Consider the following 23,692-nt stretch of genomic DNA (forward strand, 5'->3'; position numbering starts at 1 on the left):
TACCTTTGCAAGCACAAGTATTTATTTAGATTTATTCCAATTAAATAAAAGAACGTTTCGATAACTAAATACTATCAATTTTACATTTCGGTTAGATTTTATCTATTGAAATTTCTAAATATTAAATACTGTTGAATTTCAACCATTATTAAAAAACTGCTAAAATCATTTTTCCATGACCAATGCACATTTTAATGAAGGCAGTGCTTCCATCGGTGGAACAACCGGATTACTACCAACCTCACAAAAAAAACCTACCTCTGTATCCCCTCCCATTTTGGACATTAGCCCATCAGAAAGGAAGTCCATAAAGGAAGCTGTGCTTTACCTGAGGCAAACCAAAGCCCAGAAGCAAGGGCCATTCTAGTTGAGTTTTGGGAAAAGGCCAACCGGCTTCAGCTTTCCAACAACAGAAAACTAAGGGACCGCTCCCAACCCTTTACCGGTTTGCCTACAGTTGGCAAGCTGGCCAACCCCATTACTAATTTTCACTATTCATAAACAATATATAAAATGAAACAAACTTTATCCCCCATTTACCTTAGGCAGCACGTCCAAAGAGTTATGGTATTCATCACTACGCTTCTGCTTACATTTTCGGTCCAATCCGCCTATTCCCAAACAGGATCTATCAGCGGGAAGGTCACAACGAGTGATGGAAATCCTGCGGAATTCTCAACGGTGAGCTTGGAAGGAAAACAATACACATTAGTGGATCACGAAGGGAATTATGTCTTCACCCAATTACCTTCAGGGGAATATACAATTGAGGTAAGTTTTGTAGGTTTAGAGCCAAAGAAGAAAACCGTTCACCTAAATGAAGGAGACAAGATCGCCATAGACTTTGAGTTGCCTGCTAGCTCCAACACCTTAAATGAATTTATGGTTGTAGGGGATAAATATTCAATCACTTCCCGGAAAGAAAGTCCCTATGTGGCCAGATTGCCTATCAAAAATCTTGAAAACCCCCAAGTCTACAGCGTCGTTGATATCGAATTGATCAATGAGCAAATGGCCCTTACCCTCGAGGAATCTTTCCGAAATGTACCTGGGGCTGCTCCAGCTAAGACAGGGGCGGGTATGCCTGCCTTCTTTTCCCGCGGATTTCAGACCTCAGATAATTTAAGAAATGGCCTGGCCACCTCCCTGAAAACAGGCATTGACTTGGCCATGGTAGAAAGAGTAGAAACCATCAAGGGCCCTTCCTCCACCCTCTTCGGTTCTTCCATGGTCTCTTTCGGTGGGCTGGTAAACTATGTCACCAAAAAGCCTTATGACCACTTTGGAGGCGAAGTTTCTTACCTTCAGGGAAGTTGGGATCTCAGCCGGTTAACAGCCGATATCAATGCCCCACTGGACCAAGAAAAGAACCTATTGTTCCGTCTGAATACCGCATTCCAAAAAGAAAACAATTTTCAGGACCAGGGACATGGCACCACTTTGGTACTTGCCCCCAGCCTATCCTATCAAATAAATGACCGCCTTACCGTAAGGCTTGATGCAGATGTCCAACAGTACAAAGGCACCGCCAATACTGCTTGGGCAGTAAACAGTGGCGTCACGCTCAACTCCTACGACCAGCTGCCCATTGCATATGAGCGTTCGTTGATTGACGACTCATTTGTAGGGAAACAATTATCCAGCAACGTTTTTCTTCAGGCAGAATACAAGCTTTCCGAAAACTGGACTTCCACCACCAACTATGCCTACGCCAATGGTGAATACAACGATCTATTATACAACAATCAATACTGGATCAGCAACACGGAAGTCAGACGTGCCATAGGTGTATTCTCTCCTGACAAAACCGGCAGGAAACAATTTCAACAAAACTTCACAGGAGATTTTAAAATCGGTTCGGTCCGAAACCGGTTGGTAATAGGCCTGGACTATATCGACCAGTTCCGTAACATGAAATATTCCTATGTATGGCTGGATACAGTAAATGTGATGGAGACGACACCGGACATCCGACTGCAGTCTTTGGAAAACACATTGGGCGACATGGATACTCCAGCAAGGCTGAGCAAACAAAGAAGTTATGGGGCTTATTTCTCCGATGTGGTCAATCTTTCCGACAGACTGATCGCCATGATCAGCCTAAGAGCAGACCGATTTGCCAATAAAGGCACCTATTACCCACTTACCCAGCAGACATCCGGAAGCTATTATCAAACCGCCTTTTCACCTAAATTTGGATTGGTCTATCAGCCGGTCAAAGAAAAAGTAGCTCTTTTTGCCAACTATATGAATGGCTTCAAAAATGTGGGCAACGCCGCTCAGCCCGACGGAACCGTCAGTGTTTTCAAACCTCAACAGGCCAACCAGCTCGAAGGAGGTGTCAAACTCGACCTGCTCAACAATAAATTAAATGCCACCATCAGCTACTATGATATACAGGTCTCTAATTCTACGAGGGCAGAAACCAGAGAAGATGGTTTGACATATACGGTTCAGGACGGCACACAGCAAAGCCGCGGTGTAGAAGTTGAAGTTATTGGCAACCCTTTTCCTGGCTTCAATTTTGTCACTGGCTATGGCTACAATGACAACGAGTACATTAATGCAGCAGAAAATATAGAAGGAAAAAGGGCTCTGGGAACACCTGAACATGTGGCCAATGCCTGGTTAAGCTATTCCCTTATCAATGGCCACCTAAAGGGGCTGGGTTTTGGTGCCGGAGTTATCTATGTATCCGATGTATTCTTTAATGATACCAACACATTTACCCTACCCTCCTATACCGTATTGGACGCTTCCATTTTCTATAACCAGCCGAAATACCGCATCAGTATTAAAGCCAATAACCTGACCGATGAACACTACTGGATCAGTGATGGCTATTATGTCAGGCCACAGAAACCAGCACACTTCCTGACCAGTTTTACCTTTAAGTTTTAAAACTACCACTAACTACCATCCCCGGGACATTTGTTCCGGGGACTATCATGATTGATTTTAACCAAAGACCGCCTTTGCCAAAATCCCTAAAGGTTGCCATGGGAGCAGTCATGCTATTGGCCATCCTAGACCATACCAGGATTTTCTTCCATTACTGGAACACTTCCCCGACAGACTTGGAGACCACGACCTTACACCTATTTTTTACCCGGTTCATTTCCCATTTCTTTGCTCCCACAGTTTTTTTTCATCAGTGGGATACAATGCCATATGTACCGCCAAACTGTTTCCAATAAAAAATTGTCAATCATGCTGGCAAAAAGAGGAGGCGCCCTATTACTTTTAGAGTTGGCTGTCAACAACTTCCTTTACACCTTCGACCCCTATTATGGGACCACCGGCGTATTCATATTGGCCATGCTGGGGATATCCTTGCTTTTATTATCAGTATTGATCTACTTACCCTCGAGGGTATTATTGTTCTTGTCCATCATGGCAGTGTTTGGGCACCATCTGCTCGATGGCTTTCACGTTGGGGAGACCTTCCTTTTGGACTTGTTAGGTTCACTAATTCATGAACAGCAATTTATTGAAACCAAGGCCACCTTATTTATCATCAATTATACCATTCTTCCATGGGCCCCATTATTATGGATTGGATATGTGATAGGACATTGGTTTGACCCAACTTACCCTAAGGATAAAAGAAAACAAAAACTAAGGTTTTTGGGTATTGCCTGTTTGTTATTATTCATAATCCTACGAATATCCGGATGGTATGGAGAGGCTTCTCCGTGGCTCATTGATGCCAACTCCTTTCCTATGACCTTGATGTCATTTTTTGACCTCACCAAATATCCTGCTTCCCTGTGCTTATTGGCTTGTATATTTGGGGTTATGTTGCTTTTGCTAGGATCGTTTGAAGACTCAGGTACCAAAGTCACCAAAGCGCTGACAACTTATGGCCAGCATAGCTTGCTGATCTACCTTTTTAGCACCCTTATCCTTCACCTGACTGCACTGGTCATTCTTCCGATTGAAGGAATCTCCATGTCCGCAATGATTATTAAGCCTGAATCGTACCTTCTAGGTAACGAATTAGAAAATCATGGGTTTCCTTTAATTACGGTCTATGCCATCTGGATTTTTGCCATCATTACCCTTTATTTATTATTTCAGCAACTAACTTTTACTCCCCGAAGCAAGACCAATCAACAAGACAGGATCACGAACGATTAGAGAAAGAAAAAAACAGGCCTTCCTTTTATACTTACTTGAAAAAAAGGATAAACCTCAAGGAAAGAAGCCGCTCTCTTATTGGTGTTGAAAAACACAAAAACCAATGAAATCCTCACTGAAATGGTGGGTCAAAATCTTATCAAAAAGCAGAAAAAAGGGATTATCGATAGATCATCTGCATTACTGCCTCAGCAAGACCATTATTTCCCCTATAATCTATTCCCAAAACAGCTATTTACCTCCTTATTATCTATTGTCCATTTTCAATCCAGCGCCTGTACAGTTGTTGTCTAGTATAGAAAAGTGCTTTAATAATCTCCATAAGCTACTTTGGAAGGACCGTTTGAGGTGTTGTTCATAGGACAATCCTTCATTGAGGTTAATATAATACTAAACTCAAAATAACCATTTATGAAACAGATGTATTACGCTGCACAAAAGCGGAGCATCAGCATGCTCTTACTTTTATGCTCATTGGTGTCCACAGCTCTCGCTCAACAAAACATCAATGGCAAAATCACAGATGAAACCGGAGGGCCACTGCCTGGGGCCACAGTGGTGATCAAGGGAACCACCAAAGGAAACGTTAGCGATATTGACGGTCTATACTCCATCTCAGCTTCCACAGGTGATGTACTTACCTATACCTTTATAGGATATGAAACCCGAGAGATCACTCTCCAAAACCAAACGACTTTAGACATCCAACTAGTACCTACTACTGCGAGCTTGGAAGAAGTAGTCGTGGTAGGGTACGGTACCCAGACCAAAAAGGAAATAACGGGCGCCGTCGCCAATATCAAATCCGACTTGATAGAAAAAGCACCGGTTTCTGATATAGGACAAGCCCTACAGGGCCAAGTAGCAGGCGTCAATGTCCAAGCGGCCAGCGGCAGGCCCGGGGAAGCTTCCAATATCCAAATAAGGGGCGTAGGCTCCTTGCTGGGCACCCTGGAACCGCTATATGTAGTCGATGGTGTCCCCTACCAAAACAATCCAAACATCGCTCCAGAGCAAATCGAGTCAATCGATATCCTGAAAGACGGAGCTGCTGCCTCCATTTATGGTACCCGCGCTTCCAACGGTGTTGTTTTGATCACTACCAAAAGGGGAAAAAAAGGGAAAATCAAGGTGGATTTCAGTGCTTATGGAGGAATCCAGAACATCACTTCCGGCACACCCCTGATGAATACTTCCCAGCAGATGTACGCTGAAGAAGTCAGTCTGGAAGCCCTTGGAAGAGATCCGTTGATCTTTTTTTTCAGCCCAAATGCACTGGATTATGACAGTGACTTTGTAGCTGATGTACAAAATAACAATGCCGCTATACAAAATTACAGCATCGGAATAACTGGCGGAACGGACGAGCTGGCCGTTAATTTCACTTCAAATTACTTTGACCAAGAGGGTATTTTGATCAACTCCGGCTTTGACCGGCTCAGCTCCCGGTTGAATGTCCAGTTTAACAAAGGGAAATTCAAGGCATTTGCAAGCTTGGCACTTACAGAAGAAAACCGGGAGCAGGAGCCTTGGTCACTTTATGAATATGCCATCGCCCAAAACCCTTGGCAGCCCCCTTTGGGAGGATTGAGCTCTCAGGGAAATGATTTTGAATTGCCCGCAGACAACCCTATCCTTTACAGTTATTTGTCCCGAGAACTCAACAATATTGATAACAGGACAATCAACAGTAACAATATTGCTTTAAACCTTGAATACGAGTTCTTCGAAGGGCTCAGCTTTAAAGTAAACCTCGGAACCAATCAATGGAACTACAGAAGGAAATTCTTCCGTCCACAATACCTAGTATACACCCCCGAAGGCGACTACAGCCCTACAGCATCCAGAGAAGATGCCCTACTGAATGAGGACTATACTTTTACCCGACGAAACGTCATGGAGAATATCCTAAGGTATTCAAAGACCATCAATAAACACAATATTGAGCTCACAGGGGTCGCTTCCTACGAAAAATTCACTTCTGAGCAAATAGGTGTAGGCATCATCGGCTTATTGAGCAATGACACTCCGGTGTTAGGCGCAGGACAACAGGCCACCAAACCAAGCAGCTATGACTACACCAATACCCTAAGTGGACTTATGGCAAGGGGCCAGTATAATTATGATGATAGGTACCTTTTTTCTGCCAGCTACCGTAGAGATGGCTCTTCCAATTTTGGCCCGAACAATAAATACGGTGACTTCTTCGGTGCATCTGCTGGCTGGAACATTTCGGAAGAAGCATTTTTCAAGAATGCTCAGCTGAGCTTTGTGGACAACCTAAAGATAAGGGGAAGCTGGGCAGAAGTGGGGAACCAAAGTATTCCTGCTTACACCTACGCCTCTCTGATAGAAAGCGGGGTCAATTACCTGTTTTCAAAAGAGGAAATCCTTGCTAATGGTGCTATCCAGCGGAGGTATGCCAATCCTAACGTAAAATGGGAAAGTAGTATATCCACCAATATTGGGCTGGACCTGAGCCTCTTCCAAGGAAAACTCAATTTTACGGCAGACTATTACAAAAACGATAAGCAGGACATGCTGCTGCCTAGGGTCACTCCTCCATCTGGTGGTGCCCACCATCCTGGAGCTGTGGACACCTACAGTCCTATTATTGTCAATGCGGGCAATATGACCAATCAAGGCGTCGAACTTTCCTTGAATTACAAAAACGAAACATCAAAAGGGCTGAAATACGGACTTACCGGTACTTTTACCCGAAACCGTAATAAAATCACCAACCTTAACGGTATCAATCGAGGCTATGCCAATGGACGTCCTACCCAATCACTGGGGCCAAACGTTGATTACACAACCTATTTTGCCGTAGGCTATGAAGCTGGGGCGTTTTTCCTCACGGAAAATGCTGGAGTGATCAAGACCGAAGAGCAATTGGCCAATTACCAAGCCATAGAGCCCAGTGCCCAATTGGGAGATATGATGTATGTAGACCAGCTTACCGAAGACAGTGATGGAGACGGCATCCCTGATACTGGAAATGGAACCATTGATGAAAATGACCGCGTATACAAGGGATCTGGACAATCTAAGTTTGAAGCAGGGATCAACTTTAACCTAGCGTACAAAAACGTTGATTTCTATCTCCAGAATTACATATCCTACGGCGCAAAACTCTACAATGGCGCCCGTATGTATGCCTATACGCAAGGACGACACCTCGACCAATATCACCAGTGGTCGCCACAAAACCCCAACTCTGATATTGCCTCCTATCGTGGTGATTATTATCACAATAACGTCAGGGCAAGATCTGACTTCTTTCTGGAAGATGGAAGCTACTGGAGGATACGAAATATCACCATTGGCTACACGCTCCCTTCCAGTGTAATGGATAAGTTAAAATTAACCAAAGCCCGTGTGTACGCCACAGGAATGAACCCTTTCACCTTTACCAAATACACAGGTTATGACCCCGAAGTAGGTGGTAACGGCATCAGTACCCGCGGTGTGGACCAAGGGAATTACCCCGTGTCAAGAAGGTTTATCATGGGCATCCAAATCCAGTTTTAACCCAAAATCCCTATCATAATGAACATAAGAATCAATACTAAAAAAATCATAGGGTTTGCCCTCACGTCCTCACTATTGTTTGGTTGTGGGCAGGATTTCCTGGAGGAAGTAAACCCCAATGCCATCACTACAGAGACCTTCTGGAAAAGCCCAGAACAATTCCAAAGTGGCCTCACCACAGCTTATGCAGCACTGCAGTTCCAGTCCATCAGTGGAACTGGACTGGTCTATGAGATGGCGCTAGGAGACATTGGGGGCACAGAGAGCTGGTACAGACCTACTGCCTTCCGAAACCTCACCTATAATGACGCCAGTATCCAAGTGACCGACAAGTGGAACGAACTGTACATTGGCATATTCAGAACCAACCAGGTCATTGGTCAAGTACAAACCGTAGACCCTTCGATCCTAGGGGAAGAAGAGCGGCTTGAAATAGAAGCACAAGCGCGGTTTTTAAGGGCTTTCTTCTATTTTCAGCTGGCTACGACATACGGTCAGGGTGTCCTTCGAACGACAGTACCGGATGCTGACGAAGATTTTAACAAGGGCCTAAGTACAAAAGAAGAAATCTATAGTACCGTGGTATTGCCCGACTTGGAGTTTGCCAAAGCCCATCTTCCCGAGCAGTGGCCGGAAAGTGAAAAGGGTCGTGCCACTTGGGGCGCAGCGACAGCCTTAAAGGGAAAATCACACTTGTTCCAAGAGGAATGGGACTTAGCGGCGACAGAATTCAAAGAAGTCATCGACGCCGGAATTTATAGCCTCGTACCAGATTATATGGATAACTTCACCCATCTCAACGAGCATAATGAAGAGTCCATCTTCGAAACTGCCTATAGCGCTGAAGTGAACCCCGGTGCCAACGGAAACACCGTGGATGACACCCCTAACACCACAGGATCCGAAGCCAGTGGAATTGCCACACAGTTTGGCCAACTCAATTTTGGAGCATACAACACGTTATTGCCCAGCTACTATCTCCATGAGATTTACGTAAACGATGAAGTGGACCCTTCCAACCCTATTAACGAGGGGAATATTCATTCTTCCAGGCTTTCGGCAAGTATTGTCCCCATCAATGGCGAAACGGATTACTACCTACTCCCCATCGGTGAACGCGGAGGATGGGCCTTTGGGCAAAGTGCCTATATCAAAAAATACACCAACTGGTACCACCTTCCCAATGAAGATGGCAACAGCCGGTCCGGAATCAACTTCCGCCATATCCGGTTGGCGGACGTCTACCTAATGTACGCAGAAGCTATTCTCCAATCCACGGGAGATATCGACGAGGCCATTACCTACATAGACATCGTGCGCAGCCGTGCAGGAGTCATCACGCTAAGAACGTACCTGGATGAAAACGGAAATACCTTTCCCCAACTACACATCAGCAAACAGGTTCACGGTACCCAGCCATGGGTAAGTCCTAATCCGGCCACACTCCTTACCCACTTGAGACGCGTAGAAAGACCCATAGAGCTGGCTTTTGAAGGGCACAGGTACAAGGACCTGGTAAGATGGGGCATTGTGCAGGATGTATTCGATGAGCTAAGGGCAGATGAAATATGGCGGGAAGCAAACAAGGATGGCATCTTTGACCAAGCGCCACTTTATATACAAGAGCGAATCCGGCCAGACTTTCTGTTATCATCACAGAATTATAATCCATCGGTACACAATTATTTCCCTGTACCAGCTGGTGAACTACAGAACAATGAAGCGTTAGGCCAATAAGAGATAAAAACATGAAATCAATTATAAAAATACTTTCAATAGCATGTCTGGGAGCTATGGTCTCCTGTGAGGACATTTATGATGATCTTAATCTCAACGAAGCCAATAACCAAGTGATTTACACTTCTGAAATGGACTTTGGGAACAGGATTCAGGTCAATGGCACCATTACCTTTGGCGATGTCTCTTCTGGGGTTCAGAGCCGGCAGTGGAGCTTCCCAGAAGGTGCAGTGGACATAATAGGCTCGGACAATGACACCAGCTCCACAGAAAACACCGTAAAAACCGTCTTTACATCCCCTGGAGAGCATAAAGTGAGGTTACAACAAACCTACAATGGCAATGCCTACGTGGGCACGGACCAAAGGGGTAGTGACCTGGACACCACCCTGACCATCACCGTTCTTGACTCCGTTGCACTTCAGGTCCAAGCATACTTGTTGAATCCCGACGGCAGTCTTGGAGAAGAACTTACCCTGTCGGACAATGCCGAAAACGAGGTAATGGCCGGGAGTTTTGTACGGTATATCGTAAGCCCTACTGGCGAGCCTTCCGATTATGTATGGAATACCGATGGTGGAGACCCTGGCACCTCAGAGGAATTTGTCAACGAATTTGATGTGAGGTATAAAAAGCTCGGGACTTTTGGGTTTGGCCTTTATGCTTCCAGAGAGAGGCCGGCTGGGGAGTCACTGGTGGAAGTCGAAAACTTCCTCAAAATCATCCCGTCCACTGAGCCGGTAATTCTCGAGGGGGCTTTCGATGCCAATGGTAAAATCTCCCTAAACTTCAGTAGGGAAATGAATGCGAACACCCTTAACCCTGCTGACTTTATAGTGAGTATTGCCCATGATGGCACTGATATACCCGCCACTGTGGCCGCAGCGACAGTAGATCCAGAAGAAGCCAACCTTGTCATCTTAAGTCTGGAAAACGAACTCATTTATAATGATGACCAAGTACTGATCTCCTACCAACAAGGCGAAATGGCAACCACCGACGGGATGCCTGCGGACAGCTTTTCGGATCTCCCCGTGGTCTTTATCGGAACCAATATCCTAGAAAACACTGCTTTCGATTATAGCTTTGAAAACTCCACTGTCGACAACTGGCCGTATCAGTGGTGGGGTGCCCCATGGGACAAGTATCAGCTAGCCATTTCCAACCATCAGGCTTTTGATGGCAATAACAGCGCGGCCATCACTCTAGAGCCCCACGGCGGCATGATCATTAGCAATGCAGACAGTGACAATAATTTAATTACGTTCCCTGCAGAAGCTGGAAAAACTTATGAAATGGGTGTCTGGGTCTATGTAGAGGACCTCGGTAACACCCCAGAGGGAGCTGTCCCTCCTGACTTGAGGTTTTATTGGTCTCCCAATACCAACTGGGGCGTAGGAGCAAATCCAGCTTTTGACGCAGCATTCCCCGTGGGTGAATGGGTCTACAGCTCTGTTTTGGTAGAGTTTCCTGCCTCAGGAGATTACAGCCTGAACATACGCGGTGCCAATGAAAACAACACCGCTCCACTTAGCATCTTTATGGATAACATTTCACTATCCGAGGCCAGGCTAAGACCATAAACCCGGAATATGCATTAGCCTATCTGTTGCGACCTGAAACTGCTTCAAAATCAGCCGTTTCACTTTAGTTTTCGGCATAACCGTAACGGTGCTACGCTAATGCCTCCAAACTAACTGATTTTCTTGCAATTTCAGCTCTCACTACGATTCCTAATGCATAATCCGGGATAAATCAATATTCAACGAAGTGGCTTTAGTGTCGTGTCATTGCCTAAACCCGAAGATTCCTAATGCATAAACCGGGTTAAAAAACAAGTAAAAAGGTCTAGGCTTGACACGACACTTGCTTTGCTATAAAGCAATGGACCAGAGCCGCTTCTCTCAACCAATTATCAAAATGAAACATTCTATTTTATTCGTATTAAGCTGTTGTCTATGGGCATGCAGCGCTACAGAAGATCCTGACATTCCTCCAAAAGACACTGATCCCTTGGAAGGCTATACTTATGAAAACCTCCCTGTAGTTAACACCGATGGTTTTTTGCCACCTGACAAAAGCTGGGAGTTTGTAGAGGACTTCTCAGATGAATTTGATTATTCAGGGAAGGAGGATGGTTTCTTTCAGAAGTGGAATGACACCTACTTCAACGCCTGGATGGGGCCGGGCCTTACTGAATGGAATACTGAAAACAGCACCGTAAGTAATGGTAACTTGGTCCTTTCGGCAAGTAGGAAACCTGGCACCGAGCAGGTGTATTGTGGAGTCATAAGTTCCAAAACGACAATTCAATATCCCATCTACACCGAGGTACGTGCCAAGGTCGCCAACCAGGTTCTCTCTTCCAATTTCTGGTTTCTCAGTGAAGATGACACCCGTGAAATCGACGTAGTGGAGATCTATGGCAGCGATCGTCCTGACCAGTCGTGGTTTGCTGCAAGGCCATCCACCAACTACCATGTCTTCGTCAGGGACGACAACAATAACATCTTGCAGAACTTCAATGACCAACAGCACCATCCTCTGCCAGATGAATCCCCGTACCGCAATGATTACCACTTGTTTGGTGCCTATTGGAAAGATCCTTTTAGTATAGATTTTTACTATGACGGTAAACTTGTAAGACAATTGAGAAAAGAGGGACTGGAAGATCCTTCTGGTGAAGGTTTGGAGCGGGAAATGTTTATGATCATTGACTTGGAAGACCATGAATGGCGTTCATTTCCTGCCAATGATGCTGACCCCATCCGGGCCACGGACGAAGAACTCGCTGACGAAAGCAAAAACAAGTACCTAGTGGATTATGTCAGGACCTTCAGGCCATTGGACAGCTTTGACGGAGGGCTTATCTCCAACGGAAGTTTTTCGGATCCTTCATTGGTCAACTGGTACTGGAAAGGCGACATCAAAATCTCCCACCAACTGGACCAAAATGACGGTGATGCAAAAGCCCTCCAGCTAACGGGCAAAAATACCGGAATCGCCCAAAAGGTAAACTTGCAAAAAGATACAGCTTACCAGCTCAGCTTCCGTGCCAATTTTTCAGGACAATTGGAGATCGCTATCCCGGGGGTAATCCAAAAAAGCATATCGGGAAGTGGAAAATGGCAAAGCTACCAACTGGAATTCAACAGTACTGACAACACAGAAATCACTTTGCTAATTACTCAAATAGAAAATCCCGGTACCTCCTTTCTGGACGATGTCATCCTCAGTAAAAAGTAAATGCTGAGGTCCGATCATAAAATCGATAGCAATCCGTCACACGAGCTCTTTTTGGGAGGGCTTATGATTTTGGCTCAACCTGGTTACTTAAGAAAATAGGGCACTGTATAGAATAAAACAGACTTATTAACTAAATCCGCCTTGCAGGTATTGGGCGTTAAGAAATTAAAAAGCGGGAGGGCAAAAAGGCTGGCTTGTCTATCTCGCTGCTAGACAGGCCTGCCTAGCGGCCTAGACCATAGCCGTCAGTTTAAGCGGATATCGGCACACCAACTGCCACAATTTAGCTGTTCGGGATTACAAATCCCGAACCGAGATAATGGGGATTTGAAATCCCCCCTAGACCATTTGTGAGGAGCATCGACATCATTAGGAATATAGATTTTAAGTAACAACATGCGTTAGCCTGACGGCTATGGGCGGCCTAGACAGGCCTGCTTGGCTTTAGACAGGTTTGACGAAATGCTGGTCAAAAAGAATGTTGGCAGCTAAAAAAGGTTTACCAGGCTTTAGACAGGTTTATCTAGCTTTTAGACAGGCCTGCCTAGATTTAGACAGGAGGAGTTTGCCTGCATGAGGGAAGGTTTTAATTTTAGGCCAATAGATGCACAGCGGCGGTTTTTTTTTGGTTACTTTTTTGGCCTAAAGCAAAAAAGCAACAAGGGTAAAGGGATGAAAACCACCTTGGAGTTCGGCAATAAAAATAGTTACCCAATGAAAATATATAGAACCTATATTTCCATATTCACACTAACTAATCCGCTTTGACCTCAGATGTACAAAGAAAAACTAAAAATAACAGGGACTGTTCGACAAGCTATATTCTTGAAGACAGTCCCTGCTATTTTTTACCAGTTCTATCGCAATCGGTAAGCCGAATTACTATCGGCCATTTTCATTCCTTACCTTACATTCCATTCCCTACTCCAATGATAATGATCCCTATCACCATACAGGCCAAGCCCGCATACAGGAAACCCTTCGCTTTAGATGATGCTCCTAACCATTCCTTGGTAATCAATCCACTGATAATAGCCGTGGCCACACTACTGGTATTAAAGATGGCATAGCCTACCGAATTACCTGCATCACCTAAGAGATAAGCAGCATAAGCAAAAATAGCAGAGGCGGCATAATGAAACACCGCCATTACCAAAATCAACAGGAAATTCTTTGAAAGATGAGGCGTTTTGAAATCCACCCATGCTTTCTTTTGGGTCAGCTGCCAGGCAAAATAGATGGTCATGACGATCCCCCCACTGATAAAAATGGGAAACATCACACAGACAGCGGTAATCCAATCCGCATTTCCTTGCGCTTGACTGGCTTCATGTAAATACGGTCGGCCTACAGCGTTGGCGTAACTAAATCCCGTAGCCAACAAGCCCCCAACAATGGCAATGATAATGCCCACTACGATATTCCCTTTGGTCTGGCCTTCAGCAGCTTCTTGTGCATTCTGGTCCTTTTCCCGGATAATCCCTGCTTTGCCGTTAAATATCACGCCTATCAGTACCACGACAATTCCTGCTATGATATAATAAAGCGAGCTCTGGTCAGGCAGACCATCTACGGCAAAGGGCAACAAGGATCCAATAAGGATGATGGTACCGATAAAAATAGAAAAGCCCAGTGACAAACCAATATGATTGATGGCTTTGCCCCACATCATCACGCCTGTACCCCACAAGATACTGGCCAAGCCCATCTTCAGCCAAATATCACCTGGCATATTTCCGAAAATCTCAGAAAAACCATCAATCAACACCACGGAGGTGATGATCGGCACCACAAACATCGTGAGCACAAAAAACAAACTCCAGGTATTTTCATACTTAAAATCCTTGGTGAATTTCTCTGGCAATGCATATAATCCCAAAATAAGGCCGGCACTTATGGCCCAAATAATTCCTGCTATCATGATTTTTTCGTTTTAGTAAAGTGAATAGTTATTACCAGTCCAGCTTGAAAGTAGTCTGGCTGGTATAGGTCGTATTGGCTGGCGTGACTGCTCCTGGGGCATTTTCCAAGTTAGGGCCATTAGGATACGGGTGGGTTTCGCAACAAAACGCCCGAAATTTCCCAAAGCGGTCGCCATTTTCCCTTGCTAACTGGTCGGAAGTATACATTCCTGTATAAAAAAGCATCCCCGGCTCCGTGGTAGACACGGTCAGCTTCCTACCCGAAGGTGCATGGGCAATTTGCGCCCTACGAGCCAAGTCTTTGGGCTCGCCAAAAGTAAAATAGTGCTCAAAACCATCCGGCAGATACCTAAACACCTCATCCATAGGCACCCCATTGCTTATATCGAAAGGAAACCCTGAAACAGAAGCTACTTCCCCTACAGGCACATTAGTGACATCTGGAACCAAATAATCTTGGGTTTGGATAGCTATCCGGTGGCCTTTGATATCTTCTTCAAAGCCTGAAAGGTTAAAATAAGTATGGTTGGTCAAGCCCAAAGGTGTATTCTTGTCAGGGGTAGCCTTATAAGTAATGGCCAGCTCCTGTTCTTCGGTCAAGTGAAAATGAACGGCAACATCTACGTTTCCAGGATAACCTTCCTCACCATCTTCTACCGCCAGCGATAACACTAGCAAATTACTGTCGGATTGGAGCTCCTTCTCTGACCATATTCTTTTATCAAAGCCCTTCACCCCGCCATGAAGGTGATTGGAACCATCATTGGTGGCTAGCTGGTAGGTCTTTCCCCCTAGGGTAAAAGCTCCATCCTTAATCCTGGAAGCATACCGGCCTACCGTGCTTCCAAAATAGGGGGAATTGGCCTTGTATTCATCACTAAAGTAACTTTCAAAGTTATCAAATCCACATGCCAGTTCTGTCCTATTCTCTTCATTGGGTATGGAAATGGACGTCACCGTGGCGCCGTAAGTCATGATTTTTACTTGCATCCCACGGTTGTTTTCCAAGGTATATAGCCATACATCCCGGCCTTCATATTGGCCAAATTTTTTCTTTGTGATCATTTGGGTTATTGGTTTGGTTTATACAAATCAAAAAAAACAGCAACCCTTCTGCCCGAAAGCATCTAGGCTGCTGAACCATTAAACTAAATCTGTAAGGGCTTATCTCCAGCATTGCTGGCTGTACCTACCTCATACGGTGACAGTTTACCCCAGTCAAACTCCACTCCAACCCCAGCTACGTCTGGAGCTACGGCCATATGGTTTTCAATGACCAATGGTCGCGTGGTATATTCATCAATTGGGAAACTGTGCACTTCTAGCCAACCACTGTTTTCTTGGGCTGACACTAAGCTCACATGCAGTTCCTGCATACCATGTGAGCAGGCAGGAATGTTGTAGTCCTTGGCAAGACGTGCTGCCCGTAACCAACCTGTCACCCCTCCACAATTGGATGCATCAGGCTGGACAAAACCCAGTTTTGCCTGCTCCATTGCATATTCAAACTCATGGATGGTATGTAGGTTTTCCCCCATGGCCAAAGGGACGTTGGTAGCATCAGCTATCAGGCCATATCCTTTATAATCATCTGGGATGGTAGGTTCCTCAAACCAAAGGATATTGTATTGCTCAAAAGCATTGGAAGCCTTGATGGCCTTCTCCCGGCTCATCGAGTAGTTGGCATCCACCATAAACGTAATATCTGGCCCAATAAACTCCCTCACGGCCTTGATCCGCTCTAGGTCTTCTTCCAGGTTTTCCCTACCTATTTTTATTTTCACTGCATTGAACCCCGCCTCCAAATAACTTTTCATATTATCAAGCAGCTTGGGAAGGGGAAACTGCAAGTCGATCCCCCCGCGATAGGCTTTGCATTTATTGTTATGGCCTCCCGCCATCTTCCACAGTGGGGATTCCGCTTGCTTTCCTTTTATATCCCAAAGGGCTATATCAATGGTAGAAATGGCAAATGAAGCCACTCCCCCGCGGCCCACATAGTGGATATGCCACTCCATAAAATCATAGATCTTATCGATCTCCGTACCATCCATCCCCAGTAGTGCTGGCGCCAGATCATGGTCCACCATTGCTTTGATAGCGTGGCCTCCCTTGCCTCCTGTATAGCTATAGCCGGTTCCTTCGCTTCCATCTTCCAGCTTGATCGTGGTGGTAATCAGCTCGAAATGGGTATGATCTCCGTGCTTGGCATCATTGAGCACTTCTGGCAGAGGTACTTGAAACAACCGACACGTAATATCTTTTATTTTACTCATCATCCTCAAGCTTTGAATTTCACATAAAAGGTCTTTTTTTCTAGGTACTGCTCGAAGCCGTACTTTCCATCCTCACCTCCTGTACCACTCAGTTTGTAACCATTATGGAAACCTTGGTGCTGCTCACCATGTCCCCTGTTTACATAGATTTCTCCAAACTCCAGATCTTCGTTACATTTCATGATGGTGCTCATATCATTGGTGAAGACCATTGCTGCCAGCCCAAACTCGCTGTCATTGGCATATCCCATCACTTGGTCAAAGTCCTTGAATTTTATCACCGGCAAAATAGGACCAAATGATTCATCATGGACAATCCCCATGTGCTGCTCTACATCTGTCAGCACAGTGGGCTCAAACCAATACCCCTTTTCAAACTGGGGGCCTTGCGGTCTTTTGCCACCATGGAGCAAAGTCGCTCCTTCTGACACGGCCTCTTTCACTAGCTTCTCCATATTGGCCAATTCTTTGGCGTTCACTTTGGGACCCATCTCGGAATCGGGATCCATGGGGTTCCCTACCTTTATGGCCTTTACCTTATCCATAAACTTACCCATAAAGTCTTCATAGATATTTTCATGCAAGTACAACCGCTCGTTACAGGTACAAACTTGGCCACAGTTATCAAACCGTGAATGAAGCGCCGCATCCACTGCAGCATCGATGTCTGCATCTTCAAAAACGATAAACGGGGCTTTTCCACCAAGCTCCAACTGGACATGGGTAAGGTTTTCAGCAGCAGATTTGGCGATTTGCTGCCCCACGGGTGTACTTCCCGTCATGGTAACCATTTTGGTAATAGGATTGGCGACGAGGGCGCCTCCCATCTCCCTTCCTGGACCGGTAATGATATTAAGGACACCAGCCGGCAAACCTACCTTGGAAGCTATATTCCCAAGCTCCAAGGTGGAAAGGGGCGTTTCGGTGGTTGGTTTTACTACGATGGTATTTCCGGCTACCAAAGCCGGTCCAATTTTCCGGCCAGCCAGTGCCAAGGGAAAATTCCAAGCCGTAATGGCCACTACCACACCTCGGGGAATCTTATGAATCCAGATGTGCTCGTTCTCGTTGTCCGAAGGCACCAAATCGCCTTCTATTCTCCGGGCCCATTCGCAGGCATATTCTATAAAGGAGGCGGTGACTTCCACTTCCATTTCTGCCACACCGATCAGCTTGCCCTGCTCCTTCACGATCAATTCAGAAAGCTCCTTTTTTCTGGCTTTTATTTCCGCAGCAAAGGCATACAGGTATTCAGCTCGCTGTCTGGCGGGGAGCTTTCGCCATGCCTTCTGCGCACTTTCAGCAGCTTCCAAAGCTCTTTGGGCGTCGTTGGCATCACCATCTTGGACAGTGGCCACCACCGTCTCATCCGATGGATTGATTACTTCGGCAGTTTTTCCAGAAGGGGTATTTACCCATTCTCCATTTATGTATAATTGATAATCTTTCATGTTATTTAGTTTAATGGTTGATTAAAAAACAACAATCACCGGCCCATCCAGCCGCCATCCACTAGCATGATACTTCCATGCATATAAGCTGCAGCTTCCGAACACAAAAACACCACTGGCCCTCCAAAATCCTCTGCTTCGCCCCACCGCCCTGCAGGTATTCTGGAGAGTATGGACTGGGACCGATCAGGGTCATTTCGTAAGGCTTCCGTATTATCGGTACTAATGTATCCAGGTGCAATGGCATTTACATTTACTCCTTTAGAGGCCCACTCATTGGCAAATGCCATGGTCAGCTGGCCGATCGCCCCCTTGCTGGCAGCATAGCCTGGAACAGTAATGCCACCTTGGAAGGTCAGTAATGACGCTGTAAACACCACTTTACCGCTTCCTCTGGCCACCATTTCTCTCCCAAACTCCCTCGTCAGGATAAACTGGGCGTTCTGGTTCACTTCTATGACCTTGTCCCACATCTCATCTGGATGCTCGGCTGCAGGCTTGCGCAAGATGGTTCCTGCATTGTTGATCAGTATATCTATTTGGGAGTGGTCTTTTTTTACTGTTGAAATAAACTGGTAAAGGGACTCCCTATCCGAAAAATCACATTGATAGGCAGAGAACTTACGCCCCCTATCTTTGATGGATTTCTCTACATCACTGCCCTCAAGCTCCAGGGAGGCACTTACACCGACAATGTCCGCACCTGCATCTGCCAATGCCTCTGCCATCGCTTTACCGATTCCTCGCTTACAGCCTGTTACCAAAGCTGTCTTCCCTTTTAGACTGAATTTATCTAAAACACTCATTCGTTCGTTGGTTTATTGGTTTATGTCAATTAGGTATTTCATCCCGGCAGGATGCTGGTCGATCTCATCGAAGATCTCCTGGATCTGTCCCAATCCTCCCACCTTGGTGATGAGTTTTTCGAATGGCACCGCTCCTGAAGCCGCGATATGAAGCGCTTCATCATAATCCTCTTCCTCATAAAGCCTGGCTCCAAGCAATTCAATTTCGGACCAGAAAAACTTAAACAGGTCAACTTCCCTTGGCCCGCCGCCATGTATGGCCACCATTACGATCCTTCCCCTGACATTGACCACTTCGGTCATCGCCTCCACGCCTGGCTTAGAGCCAGAAACCTCAAAGGCGCAGTCGATCATTTTCTCATTTGTCAGATCAGAAATGGCTGTTTTCAGGTCTTGTTCGATTGGATTCACCACGGTAAAACCAAGCTCCCTCAGCATGCTGATTCGCTTTTCGTTTACTTCGGAAATAATTACATTGGCGCCCTTGTCTTTTAGCACATAGGCAATGAGTGTACCGATGGGACCTCCACCTATTACCAAGGTATTTTCTCCTTGCTTTACCCTACCGATTTTCACATCATGACAGGCCACTGACAAGGGCTCTATAAATGCGCCATGCTTCAAGCTAAGCCCTTCGGGAAGTTTATGAAGTGTATATGCTGGTACTACCCAGTTTTGCTGAAATGCCCCTGCACTATCTATTCCTATAAACTTCAGGTTTTTGCCGACATGCTTATGGCCTTTGTCAAATGGGTGATCTGCTCCGAATCTTAAGGGGCGTACCGCTACCTCATCACCGACCTTGATGTCCGAAACACCTTCACCAACTTCCGCCACAATCGCAGAAGCTTCATGGCCGATCACTTGGGGAGGCCCTACACGCTTGTCCATCACCCCGTGAAAGATGTGTACGTCGGTGCCGCAAACACCACAGTACTGAACAGAAAGCCTTACTTCGCCTTTACCAGGACTATGTACTGGTGAATCTCCTAAAGTGAACTTTCCTTTTTCTTGATAAAATGCTGCTTTCATAATGTTTTCTACTCGTTCTGTTTTGATAAACTAGGTTTAAATCACTCCTATCATTGCCACTGATCGCCATAATGCTAACACATATGTAGCGACGCAGAGGGAGGGGAGGATATAATCAGGGATTAAAAGACTTCTTGGCATCAAAGCGCTTGATGACCTGCCAGTCTCCAGTAACGTATTCATGGGTAAGCCCCCATTTTAGTGCAGCCACTGGACCTGTTTCGAAATCCAAGGATTGATCCAGTCCGGCAGCTTCAGGCCCACCTTTTATATGTGACTTGATTTCGAAGTTGATTCCATCAGGAGACCATTGGATGGTGTTTCGCTCTGGGCCATCTGTGATGATCAAAGCCGCTACTCCTCCATCATATTTCCAAACACACAGCTCATGTCCACTGTTGGTAATGGGATTATAGGGTGACTTGGTATAAGGGCCAGTGAGTTGGTCGGAGATGGCTACGCCCCACTTGATTTCCCTTCCACCGAAGGTTCTCTTTTCGCCCATTCTTTCCCCTTTATAATAGAGGTAAAATTTTCCTTTGTAATGTAAAAGTGTGGGGTCGTGTACTTTATGACTATCAAAAGACCCTTGTTTGGTCACTTTAAAGCGGGTATCCTCTTCGCCAAGCCACTCACCGTCATCACTAGGTGAGAGTATAGGTGCATCTAACTTTTCGAATGGGCCGTCAGGGCTATCAGAAATTGCCATTCCTACTTGGTTCTTGACCCTATTCACATAGGGGGCTTTTACGGTCTGGTAGACCAAGACATATTTCCCTTCGTGTACCATCACTTGTGGAGTAAATACAGAACGGTCATCATAGGCACCGTCTTCACCTCTGCCCACTGCGAGTCCTTGCTCATCCCAGGTCCAACCGTCAGTGGATGTCGCATACCACACCTCGGATTTGTCCCATGGAAAGACTTTCTTTTCGGGATCACCTGAACCAAAACCATAGGATTTCCCTGACGTTTTGGTATAATAAACATAATAGGTGTCCCCTACTTTGATCAAGTCACTAGGATCCCTTCGGGTGACACCTTCTTCATAGGCAAAATCACCCTTGAGATCCGAATGGGTAAATTCGATAAACCATTCCGGTCCTTGGGCGTAGTTGCGCTCTAGGGCGCGCTTGGATGCCGCACTTAGCTTATCTGTTTTGGGTATGGCCAAATAATCATAGACCGAATCCGGATAATGCTGAAGGGATTGCTCTTCTGATGACTGGTCTTGGGTGGGACTGGATGGTGTACATCCGATGACTGCTGACAATAATACTGCAAGTGGCAGTACAGATTTCATTCTAAACATATTTTTGAGGTTATTAAATTGAGTTTACTTTTATGGATACTTGGCCAAAAACCATGTATCCATTATTTACCAATTGCTATTATTGGCATACTGAACTGGAAACCGGAATGATTTTCTTTCTTTCCTATTCACTGATCTAAAACTCGAACATTACCTCTACTATCCCATAAAAGAACACTAGACAAAAACTGGATAAACCACTATTAAATCCAAATCGGGCTGGATTTTAGCTGACACTTCACTTTTTGAGTACCCAGACCCCAGTTTAAAAGCCAAATTGGTGGTGGGAACGGGGTAGTGGTCTAGCAAGCGGATACTTAATAAAAAAACATTTGTCAAACGACCAGAAACATATCTCTCACAATTGTACAAAAGGAGTTACTTTTTTATGATTATCCGAAATGACACCAGTAATCAAAGGGAAATTAAATAGGTGCTCACAGAAAACATGGAAATCTTAGAAAAGCCTTATTTCATCCTGGGTGTTCTGTGTGTTCCGTGGGAAATAAAACCTACTGGCAATAAAGCGTATAATCAAATTACTTTTTTCACCTGAAGGAAAAAAGTAACAAGGTAACTAGGACAAATGCGTTTAGTCTTTTGAAGGGGAACAATTTTCGTGTGCATAGCTATCATCCGTGCCGCTGGCACTCCTTCGGGAGGTTCAGGAGAGCTTAAGCTCCTGCGGATGAATCCGCAGGTTACTAAATTTATCGTGCCGCTGGCACTTTGCCCCGATTTGCACATTGGGAACCGCAGTAGCCCATCCCTCCATTCGGCAAGATAGGCTGAAAGAATGATTAGTTGATTTGGGTCGTACAAGCCGTCGCAGCTATCTGCTCATGTATTTAGCTACTTTTCATCTTTTCATTCGCCCTCCGATGAGCTCTAAATGAGGATAATCCTGACGAAGGGTTTGTAATTCTTCGTTGCTCACTGCTGTTTTCCATAGGTAAATTTTCAGTTTTTGAGGTGTCTTTGCCAATGCGTCAAATCCTGCTTTTGAGATACCTGTGCCATATACATTGACCACCTCCAAATGGGGTAAATTGGCCAGGGTTTCCATTTGTTCATCAGACACATTGGAGTGTCGTAGGTCAATTCGGATCAGGTTTTGCATCTTGCCTATCGCTCCAAAGTCTTCAGGAGACAGCTTAGCTCCAGAAAAATCCGCATACACGATATTCTGGGCCATATCTTCCAATACTCCAGGTGCAGAGGATGTAAGCTTATTTGACGTCAGCCTTAGTTCCAGTATTTGACTGTCAGGCGTAAGCCTTGACACCATCAGTCCAGTTTCATTTGCTTGTGCAATTTTTTCATCGTCCACTTCAGGTGGGAGCAATTTTTCTATAAAGGAACGGGGACTGGCATCTACCCCATAATCCCGGTCCATCACGGCTATTATTTCCTGAGGGAGCTCTTCACCTGCTAGTTTTAAGCTGTCCGTAGCCCCTTGGGATACCCACCACTTCAATAGCGCTATCTCTCCATAAGACAAGCCGTTTCCTTGTGGTGGCATGTATTTTTCATTGTCCGTAGGCAGTGTCACCCGGTGTACAAGCTCACTTTCCAAGCTCGAACTACCGGACAAAACGCTCCCTTCGTCCCCTCCTGATTGTATGGCCTCAAAACTGCTCAAATCAAGCCCTCCTTTTGCTTTGGAGGGATTATGGCATCCGGTACATTTCTCTTCCAGAATCGGCTGAATGATATGGGAGAACACCAAAATAGAATCTGAATTGCCCGGCAATGTGTTTTGGCTACTTCCACTCGGAGACATCCCCGCCAATCTCTTAATGGGAGCAGGTGCATGAGCCAATAAATAATCCGACCCATGTGTCAAGTTTCCGCCCAAATGCCCTGTCAAGGAAACCAAGATAAAGGAAACCGCTACCAACCCATAGGCAATTACTGGGCTTTTTTTATCCCATTTCTTGGACTTTGACCAATACAAAACTGCGGTCAACGCCACTAAGGCAAATCCCATCCATTTATGCAATGATAAAGCGCCTGCTTCGTAGCCACCACCTTGGGCAAGCAATAGGCCGATCAGTGCACTCATCAGTGCTCCTACCGAACCGGCCAAATAAGACCAAGCAGTCACCTTCCTGAGATCAGGCTCCTTGGACTTTCTGAACACCCCGACCAATTCCAGTAATAAGCCAAATAGTAAGAAACCTATCGGAAGGTGCACCACCAAAGGGTGAAACCTTCCTATAAACTGCGACCAATCCAT

15 protein-coding genes are annotated in these 23,692 nt (G+C 45.5%); 7 read left to right on the forward strand and 8 right to left on the reverse strand.

Features of this window, described 5'->3' with window-relative positions; genetic code table 11:
- Positions 1-175 precede the first annotated feature (175 nt).
- The 7 genes from DN752_RS04885 (at position 176) to DN752_RS04920 (ending at position 12,654) form a co-directional block, all read left to right on the forward strand.
- Positions 176-367, forward strand: a complete 192-nt coding sequence (locus tag DN752_RS04885) for a hypothetical protein (protein WP_112782917.1) — start codon at positions 176-178, stop codon at positions 365-367.
- A 146-nt stretch (positions 368-513) separates the two neighbouring features.
- Positions 514-2,901 (forward strand): TonB-dependent receptor, encoded by a 2,388-nt coding sequence (locus DN752_RS04890; RefSeq protein WP_112782918.1) that lies wholly within the window; start codon positions 514-516, stop codon positions 2,899-2,901.
- A 228-nt stretch (positions 2,902-3,129) separates the two neighbouring features.
- Positions 3,130-4,140 (forward strand): heparan-alpha-glucosaminide N-acetyltransferase domain-containing protein, encoded by a 1,011-nt coding sequence (locus DN752_RS04900; protein ID WP_162633119.1) that lies wholly within the window; start codon positions 3,130-3,132, stop codon positions 4,138-4,140.
- Between the two features lie 411 nt (positions 4,141-4,551).
- Positions 4,552-7,671 carry a SusC/RagA family TonB-linked outer membrane protein gene (locus DN752_RS04905; protein WP_112782921.1) on the forward strand — a complete coding sequence of 1,040 codons (3,120 nt, stop codon included), beginning with the start codon at positions 4,552-4,554 and terminating at the stop codon, positions 7,669-7,671.
- 18 nt (positions 7,672-7,689) lie between these two features.
- Positions 7,690-9,408: a RagB/SusD family nutrient uptake outer membrane protein gene (locus DN752_RS04910; protein ID WP_112782922.1), complete on the forward strand. Its 1,719-nt coding sequence runs from the start codon at positions 7,690-7,692 to the stop codon at positions 9,406-9,408.
- Positions 9,409-9,419: 11 nt separating this feature from the next.
- Positions 9,420-10,991, forward strand: a complete 1,572-nt coding sequence (locus tag DN752_RS04915; protein WP_112782923.1) for a hypothetical protein — start codon at positions 9,420-9,422, stop codon at positions 10,989-10,991.
- A gap of 337 nt (positions 10,992-11,328) precedes the next feature.
- Positions 11,329-12,654 carry a family 16 glycosylhydrolase gene (locus tag DN752_RS04920; protein WP_112786421.1) on the forward strand — a complete coding sequence of 442 codons (1,326 nt, stop codon included), beginning with the start codon at positions 11,329-11,331 and terminating at the stop codon, positions 12,652-12,654.
- A gap of 907 nt (positions 12,655-13,561) precedes the next feature.
- Here the strand turns inward: DN752_RS04920 and DN752_RS04930 are convergent.
- The 8 genes from DN752_RS04930 to DN752_RS04965 all read right to left on the reverse strand — a co-directional run bounded on the left by DN752_RS04930 (position 13,562) and on the right by DN752_RS04965 (position 23,692).
- Entirely contained in the window at positions 13,562-14,575 is a 1,014-nt protein-coding gene (locus DN752_RS04930; RefSeq protein WP_112782925.1) for an L-rhamnose/proton symporter RhaT, read from the reverse strand.
- A gap of 31 nt (positions 14,576-14,606) precedes the next feature.
- On the reverse strand, positions 14,607-15,641 hold the full coding sequence (locus DN752_RS04935; RefSeq protein WP_112782926.1) for an aldose epimerase family protein: 1,035 nt from the start codon (positions 15,639-15,641) through the stop codon (positions 14,607-14,609).
- A gap of 83 nt (positions 15,642-15,724) precedes the next feature.
- Positions 15,725-16,855: a mandelate racemase/muconate lactonizing enzyme family protein gene (locus tag DN752_RS04940; protein WP_112782927.1), complete on the reverse strand. Its 1,131-nt coding sequence runs from the start codon at positions 16,853-16,855 to the stop codon at positions 15,725-15,727.
- 2 nt (positions 16,856-16,857) lie between these two features.
- Complete coding sequence (gene aldA / locus DN752_RS04945) at positions 16,858-18,303, reverse strand: aldehyde dehydrogenase (protein WP_112782928.1); 1,446 nt, start codon at positions 18,301-18,303, stop codon at positions 16,858-16,860.
- A 35-nt stretch (positions 18,304-18,338) separates the two neighbouring features.
- A complete protein-coding gene (locus tag DN752_RS04950; RefSeq protein ID WP_112782929.1) occupies positions 18,339-19,109 on the reverse strand; it encodes an SDR family NAD(P)-dependent oxidoreductase in 771 nt (256 codons plus the stop codon).
- Between the two features lie 12 nt (positions 19,110-19,121).
- On the reverse strand, positions 19,122-20,141 hold the full coding sequence (locus DN752_RS04955) for a zinc-dependent alcohol dehydrogenase (protein ID WP_112782930.1): 1,020 nt from the start codon (positions 20,139-20,141) through the stop codon (positions 19,122-19,124).
- 115 nt (positions 20,142-20,256) lie between these two features.
- On the reverse strand, positions 20,257-21,444 hold the full coding sequence (locus DN752_RS04960) for a glycoside hydrolase family 117 protein (protein WP_112782931.1): 1,188 nt from the start codon (positions 21,442-21,444) through the stop codon (positions 20,257-20,259).
- An 868-nt stretch (positions 21,445-22,312) separates the two neighbouring features.
- Positions 22,313-23,692 (reverse strand): DUF2231 domain-containing protein, encoded by a 1,380-nt coding sequence (locus DN752_RS04965; protein ID WP_112782932.1) that lies wholly within the window; start codon positions 23,690-23,692, stop codon positions 22,313-22,315.

Source organism: Echinicola strongylocentroti, from assembly GCF_003260975.1.
Taxonomy (GTDB): domain Bacteria; phylum Bacteroidota; class Bacteroidia; order Cytophagales; family Cyclobacteriaceae; genus Echinicola; species Echinicola strongylocentroti.